Source organism: Xanthomonas sp. 3498 (genome assembly GCF_014199795.1).
GTDB classification, from domain to species: Bacteria; Pseudomonadota; Gammaproteobacteria; order Xanthomonadales; family Xanthomonadaceae; genus Xanthomonas_A; species Xanthomonas_A rydalmerensis.
Map to the genome: position 1 here is coordinate 78,838 of NZ_JACHOH010000005.1, position 15,621 is coordinate 94,458.

A 15,621-nucleotide genomic window follows, 5' to 3' on the forward strand; every position below is an offset into this window, starting at 1 on the left:
GCTGCGTAGGCGCAAGACCGATGCCAGGTTTTGCGTGCTGCGCCGCGTCACGCGGTGGTGCCGCGACACAACGACGCATACGCGCCGGTTTTGCTGCGTCGCGTCACGCCTGCCGATTGCACCGTGCCGGCGGATGTGCTGTTTATCGGAACACCCGTATCAACAGGTGTCGCAATCTGCGACAGCGGAGCCGGACATGGCGCAGCAACCTTCCCAACATCAGCTCGGCCAGGCCCGCCGCGCGTTCTTCGAACGCGGCGGCGCGCCGGTCGGGCAGGTACCCGATACCATCCTGCAGTCGTGGCAGCGCTGCCAGCGCCTGGGCCTGGCCGCGGATGCGCAACCGGCGATCGAGCCGCTGGGAGCCTCGCGCCTGCGCGCCCTGCGCGAGGCGCACGAGCGGCTGTGGCGGCTGGCCCGCGCCGAACTGGAGGGCCTGGCCGGCGACGCCGCGGCCACCGGCAGCATCGTGCTGCTCACCGACGAGGCCGGCTGGATCCTCGACGCCGAAGGCAGCCCGCGCTTCCTCGACAAGGCGGGCAGGGTGGCGCTGATGCCCGGCGCGTGCTGGAGCGAGACCCAGGTCGGTACCAATGCGATCGGCACCGCCATCGTCGAAAGCCGCTCGGTGGAAGTGCGCGGCGGCGAACACTATTTCGCCCCGCACCAGATCCTCAGTTGCGCCGCAGTGCCGATCTTCGATCCGTACGGCCGCCTGGCCGGCGTGCTCGACATCTCCGGCGACGCCAGCGTGCAGCACATGCATGCGCTGGCGCTGGCGCGGATGGCGGTGGCCAACATCGAGCACCGCTACTTCGACGACGGCATTCCCGGATGCGAACTGCTGCGCGTGCACCACGACCCCGCGCTGCTCGGCACGGCGCGCGAGGCACTGCTGGCATTCCGCAACGGCCGCCTGGTGGCGGCCAACCAGGCCGGGTTGCGGCTGTTCGGGCTGGAACGCCACGAACTCGGGCGCGCGCCCTACGAGGCGCTGTTTGAGGAACCGCTGTCGCGGCTGCGGCAGCAGGGCAGCGTGTTCGACCTGCAGGGGCGGGCGCTGCATGGACGCATCGATAGTCCGGCCGACGACCGCCCGCGGCGGCGCCCGCAGCAGGCGCCGATCACCGTGACGGCGTCGCGGCCCTCGGCCGCGGCCGCGTCCGACGCGCCGCTGTTCGACGCCGCACAGGAGCTTGCGCTGGAACGCGCGCGACGCGTGCTCGACGCGCAACTACCGGTGCTGGTGCAGGGCGAAACCGGCACCGGCAAGGAAGTGTTCGCGCGCGAACTGCACCGGCGCAGCGCGCGCGCCGGGCGCCCGTTCGTGGCGGTCAACTGTGCGGCGCTGCCGGAAGGGCTGATCGAAGCCGAGCTGTTCGGCTACGAGGACGGCGCCTTCACCGGCGCGCGCAAGCACGGCAGCCCGGGCCTGCTGCGCCAGGCCGATGGCGGCGTGCTGTTCCTGGACGAGATCGGCGACATGCCGCTGGCCTTGCAGCCGCGGCTGCTGCGCGTGCTGCAGGAACGCGAACTGCTGCCGCTGGGCGGCGGCAAGCCGGTGAAGCTGGATTTCGCCCTGGTCTGCGCCACCCACCGCGACCTGGACGCGGCGATGGCCGAACAGCGTTTCCGGCCCGACCTGTACTACCGCATCGCCCACCACTGCGTGCAGGTGCCGTCGCTGCGCGCGCATCCGGACCGGCGCGCACTGGTCGGCGAACTGTGGGCGCGGCTGGGGCAGGGCAGGCGCCTGACCGAGGCGGCCCTGGCGACACTGGGCGCCTATGCGTGGCCAGGCAATCTGCGCCAATTGGTAGCCTGCCTGCGCACGCTGGTGGCGTTGAGCGAGCCGGGCACGCTGGTCGATACCGACGCCTTGCCGGCCTATCTGCCCGGCATCCGCGCGGCGGAGCAGGGCGGCACCCACGTCGCACCGTCGCCGCTACCGGCCGCCGATCTCGACAGCCTGGCGCTGCACGCCATGCGCCAGGCCCTGGACGCATGCGACGGCAACGTCTCGCAGGCCGCACGCCGATTGGGCATCAGCCGCAGCACGCTGTATCGGCGGCTGCAGTTGGGGGCGCAGTAGCGCGGGCGGTGCAGACGCGGGGGACCTCTTCGGCAAGAAGCCGCGCGATCCGCTAGCCCTGGATCGTCTGTAGGAGCGGCTTCAGCCGCGACAACGATTCATGGGAATGCCTGTCGCGGCTGAAGCCGCTCCTACGGCGGTTTGCCGCGGTCGGGAAGCGGCAGCGGCAAGCGCATGCACGACGGCTCAGTCGTAGCTGTTGTTCATGCACGGCGAGCTGACCGGCGTCAGCACACTGAAGCTGCTCGCGTACAGCGCGATGATGCAGGTCCCCGGCGCATCGCTCTGCACGTAATTGCATTGTTTGCTGTTGCGGCTACGCGAGCTGCCGTCGCTCATCTGGAACGACAGGTTCCAATAGTCGTTGGAGCCGGTTTGCGCACGTAGCGGTATGGAGGCGATCGTGCCACCCGCCGGCAGCGACGCCGAAGCGGCCGGATCCATGTAATCGCCGCAGGTGTGTTTGACGCTGACGTTGTTGATCGTCTGGCCGGTGCAATTGACCACCGTGAAGGTGCCTTGGTACGGCGTGGCACTGACGCCTTCGGCCAATGCGGGTTTGCTCTTGGTGCCGGCGTTGTCGCGGCTGTCGTCGGATGTGCTCATGGTGCGTCTCCTGGAGAGTGCATGGCGGTGTGCGGGGGGTGTCGCTACGCTAGCGCCGCCGCAAAGCGCGCCGCCAGCGTCCGCTGCCGGTTCGCGTAGACAGGTGCAGTGCGTTTGGTAGACGGCTTGCAGTGGCGGCGCAACGTGTAGACACCACGGCACCTCGTACGGATTCACACGAGGCTGCCAAGCGCCTCCTGCCGCAGCGCCGCTACCGCGTGTGCCTCGCGCTGCATCCGGGCTTCGAACTTGCCGTAGTTCGACAGGTGCAGATGCTGATGGACGCATCGACCGTCATCGGCGTACAGCTGTGGTAGGCCATCGCCGATCAGTGGCTGCGCACGTAGCCAGCCGAACGACGGCAGGCGACGCAGCAGTCTCGCAACGCCAGCGGAGACGAATACGTGCCGCGCTCGCCCCTGACGCATCGCCATATCGAGCATGCGCAGGTGGCTGGGATCCAGATCGGACACCACCAGGGAGTTGCGTCCGACCGTTGGCAGATGCAGCAGTTCGACGAACGACACCTCCGCGGCGTCTCCCGGCAGGAAGCCCAGTCGCGCGAAGTTGCGGTGGTAGCGACGGCCATCCCCGCGGTAGCCGGGCAGGAGAAACGGATGGTGGAAACGGTGCTGGCGCCAGAAGTCCACGCCGTCCTGGTGATAGCGCAGCAGTTCGGGGAAGATCGGGCTGCGCTCAATGTCAGGTGCATAGTTCGCATCGAGCCCAACGAACAAAAAGCGTGCGTCCCATGGAGCTGCTCCTTGAAACGGACGTTCGCTGAAGTGCCGGCGAAGTTCTGCGCTGGGATGCAGGGTATACATGTGGCGTCCGGAGGCGGCACCTCCAACAGGTGATCGAGTGGCAGTTTCTCTCGGCTAGTGCGGCAAATCCCACTGCAGCCCGATCGTATAGCTGCGATCCGGACCCGGCTCGTAGTAGCGGCCGTTGCCGTCGTTGACGATGACCGAGCCGATGTAGCGGCGATCGAACGCGTTGTCGATGCGCGCGAAGGTGCGCAGGGTGCCGTGCGCGGTGGTCCAGCGCCGCGCCGCTTCCAGGTTGAGCAGCGCGTAGCCGGGTGCGGACTCGCTGGCCAGGTCGTTGACCACGGTGTCGCCGGCGGCAACGCCCTCCACCGCGAACTGCCAGGCGCGCGGCTGCCACTGCCAGCGCGCGAACAATTGCTGGCGCGGCACGCCGGGCAGGCGGGTGCCGGCCGCCACCACCGCGGTGGGCGTGGCGCAGCCGCTGCTGGCGCAGGTCAGGTAGGCCTGGCGCACCGTCGCCTGCAGCCAGGTGTAGGCCACCTGCAGTTGCGCGCTGTCGCCCAGCGGCAGGGTCAGGCTGGTCTCGGCGCCCTGGCGGCGGGTGCGGCCGATGTTGCGGTAGGTGCTGCGGCCATTGAGGTTGCTGGCCACCGCCAGTTCGTCGTCGGTGCTGGCGCGGAACAGCGCCGCGTCCCAGCTGGCGCCGGCGGCGTTGCGCCACTTCGCACCCAGTTCCAGGTTCTGGCTGCGCGCCGCGGCCAGGTCCAGCGCCAAGCCGGCACCGCCATCGCGGCGGTAGCCCAGCTCGTTGAAGGTCGGGGTCTCGAACCCGCGCCCGGCCGAGGCATAGAGCCGCAGGTCGTCGCTGACGCGGAACACCAGCCCGGCCACCGGCGTGGTCGCTGCGTAGTCGGTGCGGCCGCTGTCGTCGGGATTGCGGCCGACGATGTACGCATCGTCCGAGCGGAATCGCACCTGGCTGTGGCGCAGGCCGGCCAGCAGCGACCAGCGCTCGGCGAACTGCCACCAGGCCTGGGCGAACTGGTCTACGTTCTCCACCCGGTCCTCCTGGTCGCGGCGCAGCCGGCCCTTCACCCCGAGCGTGCTGCCGACAAAGTTCTCGTAGCCGGTGCGGTGCTGTTGCTGGCGGTCGGCGTTGGCGCCGACGGTGAACTGGAACGGGCGGCCGCCCAGCGCGCCCTGCCAGGCCCAGCGCGCGTCGAGGCCGCCGTAGTCGCCGTCCAGGTCGATCACGCCACCCGCGTTGAGCGGATTGCTCTGTGCGCCCACCGGAACCGAGAGGTATTGGGTGACGTCGCGGCGTCCGGCGTAGCCCATCAGCCGCCAGGTCTGCTGATCCACCTGCTGGGTGAAGATGGCGCCGGCCTGCACCTGGCGGGTGGACTTGCGGGTGTCGAACTGGCCGGCCGCGGCGGTGGCCTGGCGCGGGTCGGCGGCGGCCTGGGCGCGGCTCAGGCCCAGCGGATCCTGCGCATCGGGCGCTTCCAGCGCGTTGAGCAGCAGGTCCAGGCGCCGCCCGGGCGCCAGGTCGATGCCGATCTTGGCGTTGAAGGTGGTGCGCTGCGCACGGCTGTGGTCGCGGTAGCCGTCGGTGCTGAAGTGGGTGGCGGCCAGGTTGTAGTGGACCTCGCCTTGCTGGCCCAGCGCCTGCGCGCTGAGGGCCGCGGTGCCGTGGCTGCCGATCGCGCTGCGCAGCCGCCATGGATCGTCCGGCTGGCCGTCGGCGCTCCACAACTGCACCACGCCGCCGGAGGAGTTGCCGTACAGCGCCGAGAACGGCCCGCGCAGCACCTCGACCCGCTCGCTGCCGAACAGGTTGAAGTTGGACAGCTGGCCCTGGCCATCCGGCATCGTCGCCGGGATCCCGTCCAGCAGCAGGCGCACGCCGCGCACGCCGAACGCCGAACGCGCGCCGAAGCCGCGGATCGACAGCTGGGTGTCCTGCGCATAGTTCTGGCGGTCGCGGGCGAGCAGGCCGGGCACCCCGGCCAGGGCCTCGGAGGCCTGCACGCCGAGGCGGTCGCTGTCGCCCAGGCCGGTGGTGGTCAGCGACGCCGGCAGGTCGAAATCGGCCACGCCGCCGACGCGGGCGGCCTGGACCTGCAACGCGGGCAGGGTGGTGGCGGGGTCCTCGCCGGGCGCGGCGTGGGCAAGGGAGGACAACGCCAAGGCGCAGGCCCCGCAGAGCAGGGCGGAGGGCAGGGGAACGGACATGCGCCATCATCGCCCATGTGCCGCCGGGCCGCACCCGGCCAAGCGCGGCAGCGTTTGTTAGGATGAGGTGTTTGACCGCGCCGGCTCCGGTCCCCCCGGCCCCCACCTCCGCCACCGAACGAGTACCGCCGTGTCCTTCTTTGCAAACGTGGAACAGGTCCCAGGCGACCCGATCCTGGGCCTGACCGAGGCCTACAACGCCGACTCCCGCCCGACCAAGGTCAACCTGGGCGTGGGCATCTACTACGACGAAAACGGCCGCATCCCGCTGCTGCGCGCCGTGCAGCAGATCGAGCAGCAGCTGGCACAGGACGCCAAGCCGCGCGGCTACCTGCCGATCGACGGCCTGCCCGCCTACGACCTGGCCACGCAGAAACTGCTGTTCGGCGCCGAGTCGCCGCTGCTGGCCGCCGGCCGCGTCGCCACCTCGCAGACCGTCGGCGGCAGCGGTGCGCTGCGTGTGGGCGCGGACCTGCTGAAGAAGCTGCTGTCCACCTCGACCATCGCCATCAGCAACCCGAGCTGGGAGAACCACCGCGCGGTGTTCGGCGCCGCCGGCTTCGACGTGGTCGAGTACACCTACTTCGATCCGGCCAGCCACGGCCTGAACTTCGACGGCATGCTCGCCGACCTGCGCCAGCTCGCGCCCGGCAGCGTGGTGCTGCTGCACGCCTGCTGCCACAACCCCACCGGCGCCGACCTGAGCCAGGCGCAGTGGCGCACCGTGGCCGAGCTGCTGAAGGAACGCAACCTGTTCCCGTTCGTGGACATCGCCTACCAGGGCTTCGACAAGGGCATCGACGCCGACGCCTACGCGGTGCGCCTGCTGGCCGAGGTCGGCATCGACAGCTACGTGGTCGCCAGTTCCTACTCCAAGTCGTTCTCGCTGTACGGCGAGCGCGTCGGCGCGCTGTCGGTGGTCTCGGCCAACGCCGCCGAGAGCAAGGCGGTGCAGTCGCAGGTCAAGCGCATCATCCGCACCATCTACTCCAGCCCGTCCACGCACGGCGCCGCGCTGGTCGCCGGAGTGCTCAACAGCCCCGAACTGCGCACGATGTGGGAGCAGGAGCTGACCGAGATGCGCGAGCGCATCCACGCCCTGCGCGCCGGCATGGTGCAGAAGCTGGCGGCCCTGGGCGCGCCGGAGTTCGGCTTCATCCAGCAGCAGGCCGGCATGTTCTCGTACTCGGGCCTGAGCAAGGCGCAGGTGGACCGGCTGCGCGATGAGTTCGGCATCTACGCGGTCGGCACCGGCCGCATCTGCGTGGCTGCGCTGAGCCAGAAGAACCTGGACTACGTGACCCAGGCCGTGGCGACCGTGCACAAGGGCTGATCGCGCGCGGAAGCGTCGCAACACGAAGCCGGAAGCGCCTGCGCTTCCGGTTTTTTTGTGCCTGCGCTTGCGCACGTGCTGTGGGAGGGGCTTCAGCCCCCGACGCATGCCGTCCTCCTGACACGCCAATCTCCCATCGGCCATGGCGTTGCGACGCCATTGCATGCCATCGCTCGCGCGCTAATCGAAATCTCATGCAACAGCCGCGACAATAGGCGCCTTCCCTCAACGAAAGGCTGCCTGCGCCCATGTCGCGAACCTCGCTGACCCGCTTCCTGATCGAAGAACAGCACGCCGGCCGCATCGGTCCGGAGCTGCGCCAGCTCATCACGATCGTGTCCCGCGCCTGCAAGCGCATCTCCATCGCGGTCAGCAAGGGCGCCCTCGGCGGCGTGCTCGGCGACGCCGGCACCGGCAACGTGCAGGGCGAGGCGCAGAAGAAGCTGGACGTGCTCAGCAACGACATCCTGCTCGAAGCCAACGCCTGGGGCGGGCACCTGGCCGCGTGCGCCTCGGAAGAGATGGACCACTGCCAACCGGTGCCCGACAAGTATCCCAGCGGCGATTTCCTGCTGCTGTTCGATCCGCTGGACGGCAGCTCCAACATCGACGTCAACGTCTCGGTCGGCACCATCTTCTCGGTGCTGCGCGCACCGCCGGGCACGGACAAGCCCGGCGACGAGCACTTCCTGCAGCCGGGCACCGCGCAGGTCGCCGCCGGCTACTGCATCTACGGCCCCAGCACGATGCTGGTGCTGACCCTGGGCCACGGCACCCACGCCTTCACCCTGGAACGCGAGGAGGGCAGCTTCCTGCTGACCCAGGCCGACATGCGCATCCCCGAGGACACCGCCGAGTTCGCGATCAACATGTCCAACCAGCGCCACTGGGAAGCGCCGATGCAGCAGTACGTGGCCGACCTGCTGGCCGGCAGCGAAGGCGTGCGCGGCAAGAACTTCAACATGCGCTGGATCGCCAGCATGGTTGCCGACGTGCACCGCATCCTCACCCGCGGCGGCATCTTCATCTATCCGTGGGACAAGAAGGATCCGGGCAAGGCCGGCAAGCTGCGGCTGATGTACGAAGCCAACCCGATGGGCATGCTGGTGGAGCAGGCCGGCGGCGCCGCCAGCACCGGCCGCGCGCGCATCCTCGGCCTGCAGCCGGAGCAGTTGCACCAGCGCGTGCCGGTGTTCCTGGGCTCCAAGAACGAAGTGGCCGAGGCGGTGCGGTATCACCTGGAGCACGACGCACGTCCTCAGTGAGCTTTCGCCATGCGAGCGGACTGCCCGGTGGTAGTCCGCCGATAGCGGTTGCGATCGACGACGTCGTATAGTCGCAGGCGAAGCGGCTCGACGTATGTAACCGGTTGTCTGCACAGGGGTGTTTTTGCAGGCGCCGCGATGCAAGCGGGGATCTTTATTGTTCGTATCGCCCGCGTTGGCCTGGTGCCGACGCGGGCGTGCCGATGGCTGTGTTTCATCGCAGGATGTCCCATCGCCGATGCCGCATCGGTAATGGGTGGACGCAACGGTTTTCAACTCAGGGGGAAACGCAATGAAAGTCGTACTCGGAATGCTGTTGCTGCTTGTCTGCGGAAACGCGCTTGCCGACACCGCGCAACAAGGGAAAATCATCCGGTTCGTGGTCGAAGGCAATTACGCATCGATCTGGTTGGAAAACCAACCGACCAACAACGAGTGTCTTGCGAACTCGGATGGACGATGGGTCATCGATTTTTCGGTGGACTCGATCGCGAAGGAAAAGTATTCAGCCATCCTCGCCGCGGCGAGTACGCGGACTCCGGTCGTCCTGCACTACGCCACCAGCGAAGGCTGCAGTGCGTTCGGTGCCAAGCGGGTTCAGTACGTCGATCTTTCGTACTGACCCGCGACTTGGGTGCGGACGCCGGTTCGCGTCTGACCAGCCGTGCCCGAGGCGGTCCGCAGGTCGTATCGGAAGCATGTCACCGCCGCCGGCGCAGCGGCCGGTGCGTGGCGTCCTGACTGCGGTAGGGTAGCGGCTGTCCGGCCGCGTGCGCCGAGGGCGATGGCCGCCGACGGTCGTCGCCCGTGCACCCGGTCGTCCCGGGCGGGAGGAAACCATGAATCAGACCCTTGTCGTGCTGTTCTTCTTCGCCACCGCACCGGTCGCGCTGATGCCCACCGTCATCGCGCTGTTCACCCGCCATCGCTGGCGGCGGCGGATTGTGCTGGTCAACCTGGCGCTGTGGACGCTGCTGTTCTTCGCCGCCAGGAGCTTCACCCTGTACAACTCCAGCCGCTTCGAGCTGCCGACTCTGCTGGCATTGACGGTGTGGCTGGCGCTACTGGGCATTGCGATCCGCGGTAATCCTGCGCAGTCGAAGGAACCCTAGCGGAACCCCACACCCGGCAAGCGGACCTCTCTGCATCGGCATGCGCAGCATCGCAAGCCGAGTCCAATGGGGTCAGGACCGCAGGACCTTTTCCATCCGCTACCGCAAGCCGAGCGGTGCCGAGACCGAATACGAAAAGCGCCTGGCGGCGATCAGGCATCCTGAGCTTGGCCTGAGCTATCCGCACCTCACGGTGCAGGCTTTTCTGGATGAGCGCGGCGGTCGCGTCTGCAGCGTCGCCGCGATCACCACCGAACACCTGATCCTGCAGGCGGAAAAGTTGCTTGGCTGGGGTCGTCTGGTCGACGGTTCGGATAGACGCTTCGGACTTCGACGGCTCCCGGACGGCACCGAATTCCTGTACATGCATTGGGACTATTTGCTGTTCACCCAGTTGGCCCCACACCTGACGATCTTCGCGGGAGCGGCGGCCGACGTCGGCTGAACCCGGCAGTGGCGTTCGCGGGGCGAGGTGCGCCACTGGGGGCCGACGTTTGCTGGGGCAGACCTCGGCGCGGCCGGGCATGGCAAACCGTCCTCTGCTGGCAACATGCGCACGGGCGTCCGCCATAGCTGCGGCGCCGGCAGATCGCTGGTAAGGTCGCGCGATGTCCGACACGCATCCCGATTTCATCGAAGTGTTCGAGGGCGCCATGTCCCGCGAGGACTGCGCCGCCATCCTGCGCCGCCTGCGCGGCAGCACCCAGTTGCGGCCCGGCGAGGTCGGCAGCGGCGTGTTCCCCGAGCTCAAGCGCAGCCGCGACCTGCGCATCAGCGGCCTGGAACCGTGGCGCGACGTGGAACAGCGGCTGCAGCAGGCCGTCTTCGGCGGGCTGCTCGGCTATCTGCGCAAGTACCCGCAGACCCTGATCTCGCCGCTGATGCTGCAGGTGCCGGGCGCCGACGGCCAGCCGCACCGGCTCGGTGCCGACGACTTCGCCCTGCTCGACGATGCCGCGCTGTCCAACCTGGCCCGTACCTGCCTGCGCCCGGGCGCGATCAACCTGCAGTGGTACGAGGCGGGCGAGGGCGGCTATCCGTACTGGCACTGCGAACTGTATCCGCGCGATCCGAGCGCCGAGACCCTGCACCGACACCTGCTGTGGACCCTGTACCTCAACGACGATTTCGAAGAGGGCGAGACCGAATTCCTGTTCCAGCGCCGCAAGATCGCCCCGCGTGCGGGCAGCCTGCTGATCGCCCCCACCGCCTTCACCCACACCCACCGCGGCAACCGCCCGCAGCGCGGCGACAAGTTCATCGCCACCAGCTGGATTCTGTTCCAGTCGGCGCAGGCGCTTTACGGCCGGGAGTAGGGATTCGGGAATGGGGATTCGCAAGAGCGGCGTGGCGCGGCGGCCTGACGCAGCCACTGCAATCCAGCTGCCAAGAAAGCAGCTTTTACGAATCCCCAATCCCGAATCCCCAATCCCCGCTCAAAACAACTCGCCCTGCGGCGATGGCGATCGTGGTGGCAGAGGTTTGACGAAGTGGCTGCAATCCAGGCGGCGGCGCGGGGATTCGGCATAGCCCAGCCGTTTGTGCGCCAGCGCGAAGCGCCGCGCCAGCAGGTCGGCATAGACCCCTCCGCCGCGCATGCGCTTGCCGAAGGTGCTGTCGTAGTCCTTGCCGCCGCGCAGTTGCTGCACCGTGCTCATCACATGCGCGGCGCGGTCGGGATGGTGCGCCTGCAGCCAGTCGCGGAACAGCGGCGCCACCTCGTGCGGCAGGCGCAGCAGCACGTAGCCGGCGGACTCGGCGCCGGCGTCGCGGGCCGCCTCCAGCACCGCCTCCAGGGCATGGTCGTTGATCCACGGGATCACCGGCGCCACCATCACCCCGACCTGCACCCCGGCCTCGTGCAGGGCCCGCATCGCCCGCAGCCGTGCGTGCGGCGCCGAGGCGCGCGGCTCGAGCTTGGCCGACAGCCGCGGATCCAGCGACGTCACCGAGAAGTGCACGCTGACCAGGTTATCGCGGGCCAGCGGCGCCAGCAGATCCAGGTCGCGCTCGACCAGCGCGTTCTTGGTGATCAGCGAGAACGGGTGGCGGGTCTCGGCGAAGACCTCGATCAGGCGCCGAGTCAGCTGCAGCTTGCGCTCGATCGGCTGGTAGGCGTCGGTGTTGATGCCCAGTGCGATCGGGCTGGGCACGTAGCCGGGCTTGGCCAGTTCGCGGCGCAGCAGCTCCGGGGCATTGGTCTTGGCGAACAGCCGCGTCTCGAAATCCAGCCCCGGCGACAGGTTCAGATAGGCGTGGCTGGGGCGGGCGAAGCAGTAGCTGCAGCCGTGCTCGCAACCGCGGTACGGGTTCACCGACTGCGCGAACCCCACGTCCGGCGACTGGTTGCGGCTGATGATGCTGCGCGCGGTCTCCTCGCTCACCTGGGTGCGCAGGCGCGGTTCGGCGAACTCCTCGCTGTCGTCGGGGTGCCAGCCGTCGTCCTCGGCCTGGCTGACGGTCCGTTCGAAGCGGCCAGGCAGGTGGCTGCCGGCGCCGCGGCCCTTGATGGCAGTGCTCATCGGCATAGGCTACGCGCCGGCCGTCTCGGCGGATGCGACGGCGCGCGCCGGTGCGCTGAATCTTTCAGACCGATGCCTGCCGTATGGCCACATGCGCGGCTCGTGCAGGCATCGAGCGCGACGGCAACGCAGCCGATCGACGCTCCATGCCGACCGGTCGCGACGATGTCGCCGTTCGCCGGAGCGGAACCCGTCGCTCGCGAACGCGATACGACAGGCGTCACGCGGCTGCCGCGAACACGTGGCATACACCATGAAGTGCCGCGCCGGTTCGCAGAACGGGTCGCCACCAGCAAGCCCGACAGCAACCGCGCGCGATCTGGTCGGTCGCCGAAGACCCGCACCGGCATCGCCATCGCCGCAACGGCCACCGCACCCTCTAGAATCCGCCGATGCTCGTGATCGCGACTCTGCAGAACACCTGGGACCGGCTGACCGGCATCCCGCACATCGGCGCCTACCTCACCGCCGCCTACCTGCTGTACATCCTGTGGCTGAGCGGCTGGATCGTGCTGCAGAAACGCGAGCCGGCGGCGACGCTGAGCTGGGTGCTGTCGCTGGCCGCCTTGCCCTACCTGGGCTTCGTCATCTACTACCTGCTGGGCCCGCAGAAGGTGAAGCGGCAGCGCCTGCGCCGCGGCCGCTCGCGTTCGGGCATGGAGCACTACAGCAGCGTGTGTCCGCCGGACGCCGACTGCACCGAGCTGGCCAAGATCGCCCAGGCCACCACCGGCCTGGCGCCGAGCTCGGCCACCGCGGTGCAATGGCTGGTCGACGGCGCGGCCACCTACGAGGCGATCGTGCGCGACATCGGCACGGCGCAGCACCACGTGCACCTGGAGTACTACATCTTCAACCCCGACCGCACCGGCACGCGCATCCGCGATGCGCTGGTCGAGCGCGCCCGCGCCGGCGTGCGGGTGCGCCTGCTGCTGGATGCGGTCGGCTCCTCGCAGGTGCGCAAGCGCTTCCTGCGGCCGCTGCTGGAGGCCGGCGCCGAGGTGGCCTGGTTCCATCCCACCCAGTTGCTGCGGCCGTTCAAGTTCAAGCGGCCCTGGGTCAACCTGCGCACCCACCGCAAGATCGTGGTGATCGACGGGCGCATCGCCTTCACCGGCGGCATCAACGTCACCGACGAGGAGAACGAGGCGTTGCGCGCAGACGCCTACCGCGACCTGCACGTCCGCTGCGAGGGCCACGTGGTGCGCAGCCTGCAACTGGTGTTCGTGGAGGACTGGCTGTACGCCACCCGGCAGGGCCGCGACGCCTTCGACATGGCGCGGATCTGGCCCAACGACATGCCCAGCCGCGACGCTGGCACCATCCAGGCGCAGGTGCTGGTGTCGGGGCCGGACTCGTCGTGGGAGAGCATCCATCGCCTGCAGGTCGCATCGATCTACGAGGCGCAACGGCGGGTGTGGCTGGTCACGCCGTACTTCGTGCCGGGCGAGGCCGCGCGCATGGCGCTGACCTCGGCGGCGCTGGGCGGGCTGGACGTGCGCCTGCTGGTGCCCAAGCGCAGCGACTCGCGACTGGTGACGCTGGCCGCGCGTTCGTACTTCGACGAACTGCTGCAGGCCGGCGTGCAGATCTACGAGTACGGCCCGCGCATGCTGCACACCAAGGCGCTGATCACCGACGAGGACCTGTGCCTGGTCGGCAGCGCCAACTTCGACAACCGCAGTTTCCGGCTCAACTTCGAGGTCGCCACGCTGTTCCGCGACCGCGGGCTGACCCGGCAGCTGGCCGAACTGCTGGAAGGCGAGATGGCCGACGCGGTGCGCGTGCGCGACGACCGCAAGCGCTCGCTGTGGCGCTACCGGCTGCCGGAGGCGGTGGCGCGACTGACCTCGCCGCTGTTGTAGCCGCGACCATCGTGGTGCCCCCGCGCCCGGACGACCGTGGCGCGCCGGCCGCGCACCACGTGGAACCGGCACGCCCGGCGGCGCTACACTGCGCCATCCTTGGGGAGATCGTCATGTACTGGCTCTTTCTGCCGCTCGCGCTGGGTGCTTTCGTTCTGGCGTTCACGACGCCGCACATGTGGTTGCTGGTGGTGAGCCTGCTGGCCGCCCTGGCCTTCCTGCTGGCCTGGGCACGCGGCTGGTACGTGGCCAAGATCGGCGACGCCAGCCAGCGCGACGCGATGCCGATGATCGATCCGGCCGAACTACGCCGGCTGCGCGAGCAGGCCGAGGCGCGCCGCGCCGCGGCCGCCGCCAGCGACGACGCCGCGGCGCCGTAAGCGGCACGCCGGCGATGACCAAGCTCAGCGTCAACGTCAACAAGATCGCGGTGTTGCGCAATTCGCGCGGCGGCGACCTGCCCAGCGTGCTCGAGGCGGCGCGTACGTGCCTGGATGCCGGTGCGCACGGCATCACCGTGCACCCGCGCCCGGATCGGCGCCACATCCATGCCGAGGATGTGCTGGCGCTGGCCGCGCTGACCCGCGAGCGCGGCGTCGAATTCAACATCGAGGGCAATCCGTTCGCCCCGCCGCGGCCCGGCTATCCGGGGCTGATCGCCCTGTGCGCGCAGACGCGTCCGGCGCAGGCGACCCTGGTGCCCGACGGCGACGGCCAGCTCACCTCCGACCACGGCTTCGATTTCGGTCGCGACAGCGACCGCCTGCGTCCGCTGATCGCCGAACTGAAGGCGCTGGGCTGCCGCGTCAGTCTCTTCGTCGATGCCGACAATCCCGACCTGGCGGTGGCGGCCGAACTGGGCGCCGACCGCATCGAGCTCTACACCGGCCCTTATGCCGCCGCGTGGGACGAGGGCGACAGCGCCGCGGCGGCGCCCTTCGCGTCCGCCGCACGCCGCGCCCAGGCCGCCGGGCTGGGCGTCAACGCCGGCCACGACCTGGCCCAGGCCAACCTCGGCGCGTTCCTGGCGCACGTGCCGCAGGTGCTGGAAGTGTCGATCGGCCACGCGCTGATCGGCGAGGCGCTGTACGCCGGGCTCGATGCGACGGTGAAGGCCTATCTGGCGGTTCTGGACGCGAACCGGTAGCCGCTAGACCCTAGCTGCGCTGCTCTGATCGCAGCCGCATGCGGCGACGGCCACACAACGTCCGCGATGCGCGTGAAACGAGGCTCGGCACGCCACCGGGCTGGAGTCCGACAAGCACGGAACCTCACGCGCGCCAGTATCGCTGCTGACGCGCGCTACAGCCGCGCCGACTAGTGCGCCTGGACGAAACCGATCCGTTGCACGTCGGCGTTCTTCGCCGCCGCAAGCACCTTGGCCATCGCCGCGTACTCCGCATCCGGGCTGGCGTCGATGCGCAGCTCGGGCGGGTTGCCGGCCGCCTGCGCCATCGCCTCCTGCAGGCGCGGCTGCAGATCGCGCAAGGGCAGCGGCGCGGCGTTCCAGAACAGCTGGCCGCTGGCATCCAGACGCAACTGGATCGGGTCGGGCGGCGGCAAAGGCGTGGACGGCGCCGACGTTCGTTGCGGCAGGTCCATGGTGATCGTGCGCGTCAGCATCGGCGCGGTGACGATGAAGATGATCAACAGCACCAGCATCACATCGACCAGCGGGGTGACATTGATCTCCGCCAGCGGTCCCCGATTCCCTGCAGCACTGAACGCCATGGCCAGCCTCCTGTGGGTGTGGTGTCGCGGACCCAGCCTACACCCGCGACGCGGCGGTGTGCGAGGGAGGGCGACAGCGGCGTGGCGTGG

15 protein-coding genes are annotated in these 15,621 nt (G+C 69.2%); 10 read left to right on the plus strand and 5 right to left on the minus strand.

What is annotated here, in order from left to right:
- Nucleotides 1-196 precede the first annotated feature (196 nt).
- Nucleotides 197-2,092 (plus strand): sigma-54-dependent Fis family transcriptional regulator, encoded by a 1,896-nt coding sequence (locus tag GGR66_RS15040; protein ID WP_184448819.1) that lies wholly within the window; start codon nt 197-199, stop codon nt 2,090-2,092.
- A 186-nt stretch (nt 2,093-2,278) separates the two neighbouring features.
- On the opposite strand, the gene GGR66_RS15045 is transcribed toward GGR66_RS15040, so the two are convergent.
- From GGR66_RS15045 to GGR66_RS15055, 3 genes are all read right to left on the minus strand, one after another.
- Nucleotides 2,279-2,698 carry a hypothetical protein gene (locus tag GGR66_RS15045; RefSeq protein WP_184448820.1) on the minus strand — a complete coding sequence of 140 codons (420 nt, stop codon included), beginning with the start codon at nt 2,696-2,698 and terminating at the stop codon, nt 2,279-2,281.
- A 173-nt stretch (nt 2,699-2,871) separates the two neighbouring features.
- A complete protein-coding gene (locus GGR66_RS15050) occupies nt 2,872-3,522 on the minus strand; it encodes a hypothetical protein (RefSeq protein WP_221236468.1) in 651 nt (216 codons plus the stop codon).
- A gap of 54 nt (nt 3,523-3,576) precedes the next feature.
- A complete protein-coding gene (locus GGR66_RS15055; protein WP_184448821.1) occupies nt 3,577-5,703 on the minus strand; it encodes a TonB-dependent receptor in 2,127 nt (708 codons plus the stop codon).
- 130 nt (nt 5,704-5,833) lie between these two features.
- Between GGR66_RS15055 and GGR66_RS15060 the strand changes: the two genes are divergently transcribed.
- The 6 genes from GGR66_RS15060 to GGR66_RS15085 all read left to right on the plus strand — a co-directional run bounded on the left by GGR66_RS15060 (nt 5,834) and on the right by GGR66_RS15085 (nt 10,729).
- Nucleotides 5,834-7,036 carry an amino acid aminotransferase gene (locus tag GGR66_RS15060; protein ID WP_160967194.1) on the plus strand — a complete coding sequence of 401 codons (1,203 nt, stop codon included), beginning with the start codon at nt 5,834-5,836 and terminating at the stop codon, nt 7,034-7,036.
- Between the two features lie 248 nt (nt 7,037-7,284).
- Nucleotides 7,285-8,301 carry a class 1 fructose-bisphosphatase gene (locus GGR66_RS15065; protein ID WP_184448822.1) on the plus strand — a complete coding sequence of 339 codons (1,017 nt, stop codon included), beginning with the start codon at nt 7,285-7,287 and terminating at the stop codon, nt 8,299-8,301.
- Nucleotides 8,302-8,593: 292 nt separating this feature from the next.
- A complete protein-coding gene (locus GGR66_RS15070; RefSeq protein ID WP_184448823.1) occupies nt 8,594-8,923 on the plus strand; it encodes a hypothetical protein in 330 nt (109 codons plus the stop codon).
- Nucleotides 8,924-9,140: 217 nt separating this feature from the next.
- Nucleotides 9,141-9,413, plus strand: a complete 273-nt coding sequence (locus tag GGR66_RS15075) for a hypothetical protein (RefSeq protein WP_184448824.1) — start codon at nt 9,141-9,143, stop codon at nt 9,411-9,413.
- 40 nt (nt 9,414-9,453) lie between these two features.
- Nucleotides 9,454-9,858, plus strand: a complete 405-nt coding sequence (locus GGR66_RS15080) for a hypothetical protein (RefSeq protein ID WP_184448825.1) — start codon at nt 9,454-9,456, stop codon at nt 9,856-9,858.
- Nucleotides 9,859-10,021: 163 nt separating this feature from the next.
- Entirely contained in the window at nt 10,022-10,729 is a 708-nt protein-coding gene (locus GGR66_RS15085) for a 2OG-Fe(II) oxygenase (protein WP_160967185.1), read from the plus strand.
- Nucleotides 10,730-10,849: 120 nt separating this feature from the next.
- Here the strand turns inward: GGR66_RS15085 and GGR66_RS15090 are convergent, their stop codons facing one another.
- Complete coding sequence (locus tag GGR66_RS15090; protein ID WP_184448826.1) at nt 10,850-11,935, minus strand: PA0069 family radical SAM protein; 1,086 nt, start codon at nt 11,933-11,935, stop codon at nt 10,850-10,852.
- Between the two features lie 392 nt (nt 11,936-12,327).
- On the opposite strand from GGR66_RS15090, the gene cls reads away from it, so the two are divergent.
- The 3 genes from cls to GGR66_RS15105 all read left to right on the plus strand — a co-directional run bounded on the left by cls (nt 12,328) and on the right by GGR66_RS15105 (nt 14,947).
- Nucleotides 12,328-13,800: a cardiolipin synthase gene (cls, locus tag GGR66_RS15095; protein WP_184448827.1), complete on the plus strand. Its 1,473-nt coding sequence runs from the start codon at nt 12,328-12,330 to the stop codon at nt 13,798-13,800.
- 113 nt (nt 13,801-13,913) lie between these two features.
- Nucleotides 13,914-14,180, plus strand: coding sequence for a hypothetical protein (locus GGR66_RS15100; RefSeq protein ID WP_010340662.1), 267 nt, complete (start codon nt 13,914-13,916; stop codon nt 14,178-14,180).
- 14 nt (nt 14,181-14,194) lie between these two features.
- The gene (locus tag GGR66_RS15105) at nt 14,195-14,947 is read left to right on the plus strand and encodes a pyridoxine 5'-phosphate synthase (RefSeq protein ID WP_184448828.1); all 753 of its coding nucleotides are present in this window, start codon (nt 14,195-14,197) and stop codon (nt 14,945-14,947) included.
- A gap of 170 nt (nt 14,948-15,117) precedes the next feature.
- Here the strand turns inward: GGR66_RS15105 and GGR66_RS15110 are convergent, their stop codons facing one another.
- Nucleotides 15,118-15,531: a biopolymer transporter ExbD gene (locus tag GGR66_RS15110; RefSeq protein ID WP_160967177.1), complete on the minus strand. Its 414-nt coding sequence runs from the start codon at nt 15,529-15,531 to the stop codon at nt 15,118-15,120.
- Nucleotides 15,532-15,621: the final 90 nt, after the last annotated feature.

Bases quoted from the DNA above. Each gene is read 5' to 3' on its own strand.
- GGR66_RS15105 (WP_184448828.1), top strand. From the start codon at position 14,195: ATGACCAAGCTCAGCGTCAACGTCAACAAGATCGCGGTGTTGCGCAAT.
- GGR66_RS15040 (WP_184448819.1), top strand. From the start codon at position 197: ATGGCGCAGCAACCTTCCCAACATCAGCTCGGCCAGGCCCGCCGCGCG.
- GGR66_RS15080 (WP_184448825.1), top strand. From the start codon at position 9,454: ATGCGCAGCATCGCAAGCCGAGTCCAATGGGGTCAGGACCGCAGGACC.
- GGR66_RS15070 (WP_184448823.1), top strand. From the start codon at position 8,594: ATGAAAGTCGTACTCGGAATGCTGTTGCTGCTTGTCTGCGGAAACGCG.
- GGR66_RS15100 (WP_010340662.1), top strand. From the start codon at position 13,914: ATGTACTGGCTCTTTCTGCCGCTCGCGCTGGGTGCTTTCGTTCTGGCG.
- cls (WP_184448827.1), top strand. From the start codon at position 12,328: ATGCTCGTGATCGCGACTCTGCAGAACACCTGGGACCGGCTGACCGGC.
- GGR66_RS15065 (WP_184448822.1), top strand. From the start codon at position 7,285: ATGTCGCGAACCTCGCTGACCCGCTTCCTGATCGAAGAACAGCACGCC.
- GGR66_RS15045 (WP_184448820.1), bottom strand. From the start codon at position 2,698: ATGAGCACATCCGACGACAGCCGCGACAACGCCGGCACCAAGAGCAAA.
- GGR66_RS15090 (WP_184448826.1), bottom strand. From the start codon at position 11,935: ATGAGCACTGCCATCAAGGGCCGCGGCGCCGGCAGCCACCTGCCTGGC.
- GGR66_RS15075 (WP_184448824.1), top strand. From the start codon at position 9,141: ATGAATCAGACCCTTGTCGTGCTGTTCTTCTTCGCCACCGCACCGGTC.
- GGR66_RS15085 (WP_160967185.1), top strand. From the start codon at position 10,022: ATGTCCGACACGCATCCCGATTTCATCGAAGTGTTCGAGGGCGCCATG.
- GGR66_RS15050 (WP_221236468.1), bottom strand. From the start codon at position 3,522: ATGTATACCCTGCATCCCAGCGCAGAACTTCGCCGGCACTTCAGCGAA.
- GGR66_RS15110 (WP_160967177.1), bottom strand. From the start codon at position 15,531: ATGGCGTTCAGTGCTGCAGGGAATCGGGGACCGCTGGCGGAGATCAAT.
- GGR66_RS15055 (WP_184448821.1), bottom strand. From the start codon at position 5,703: ATGTCCGTTCCCCTGCCCTCCGCCCTGCTCTGCGGGGCCTGCGCCTTG.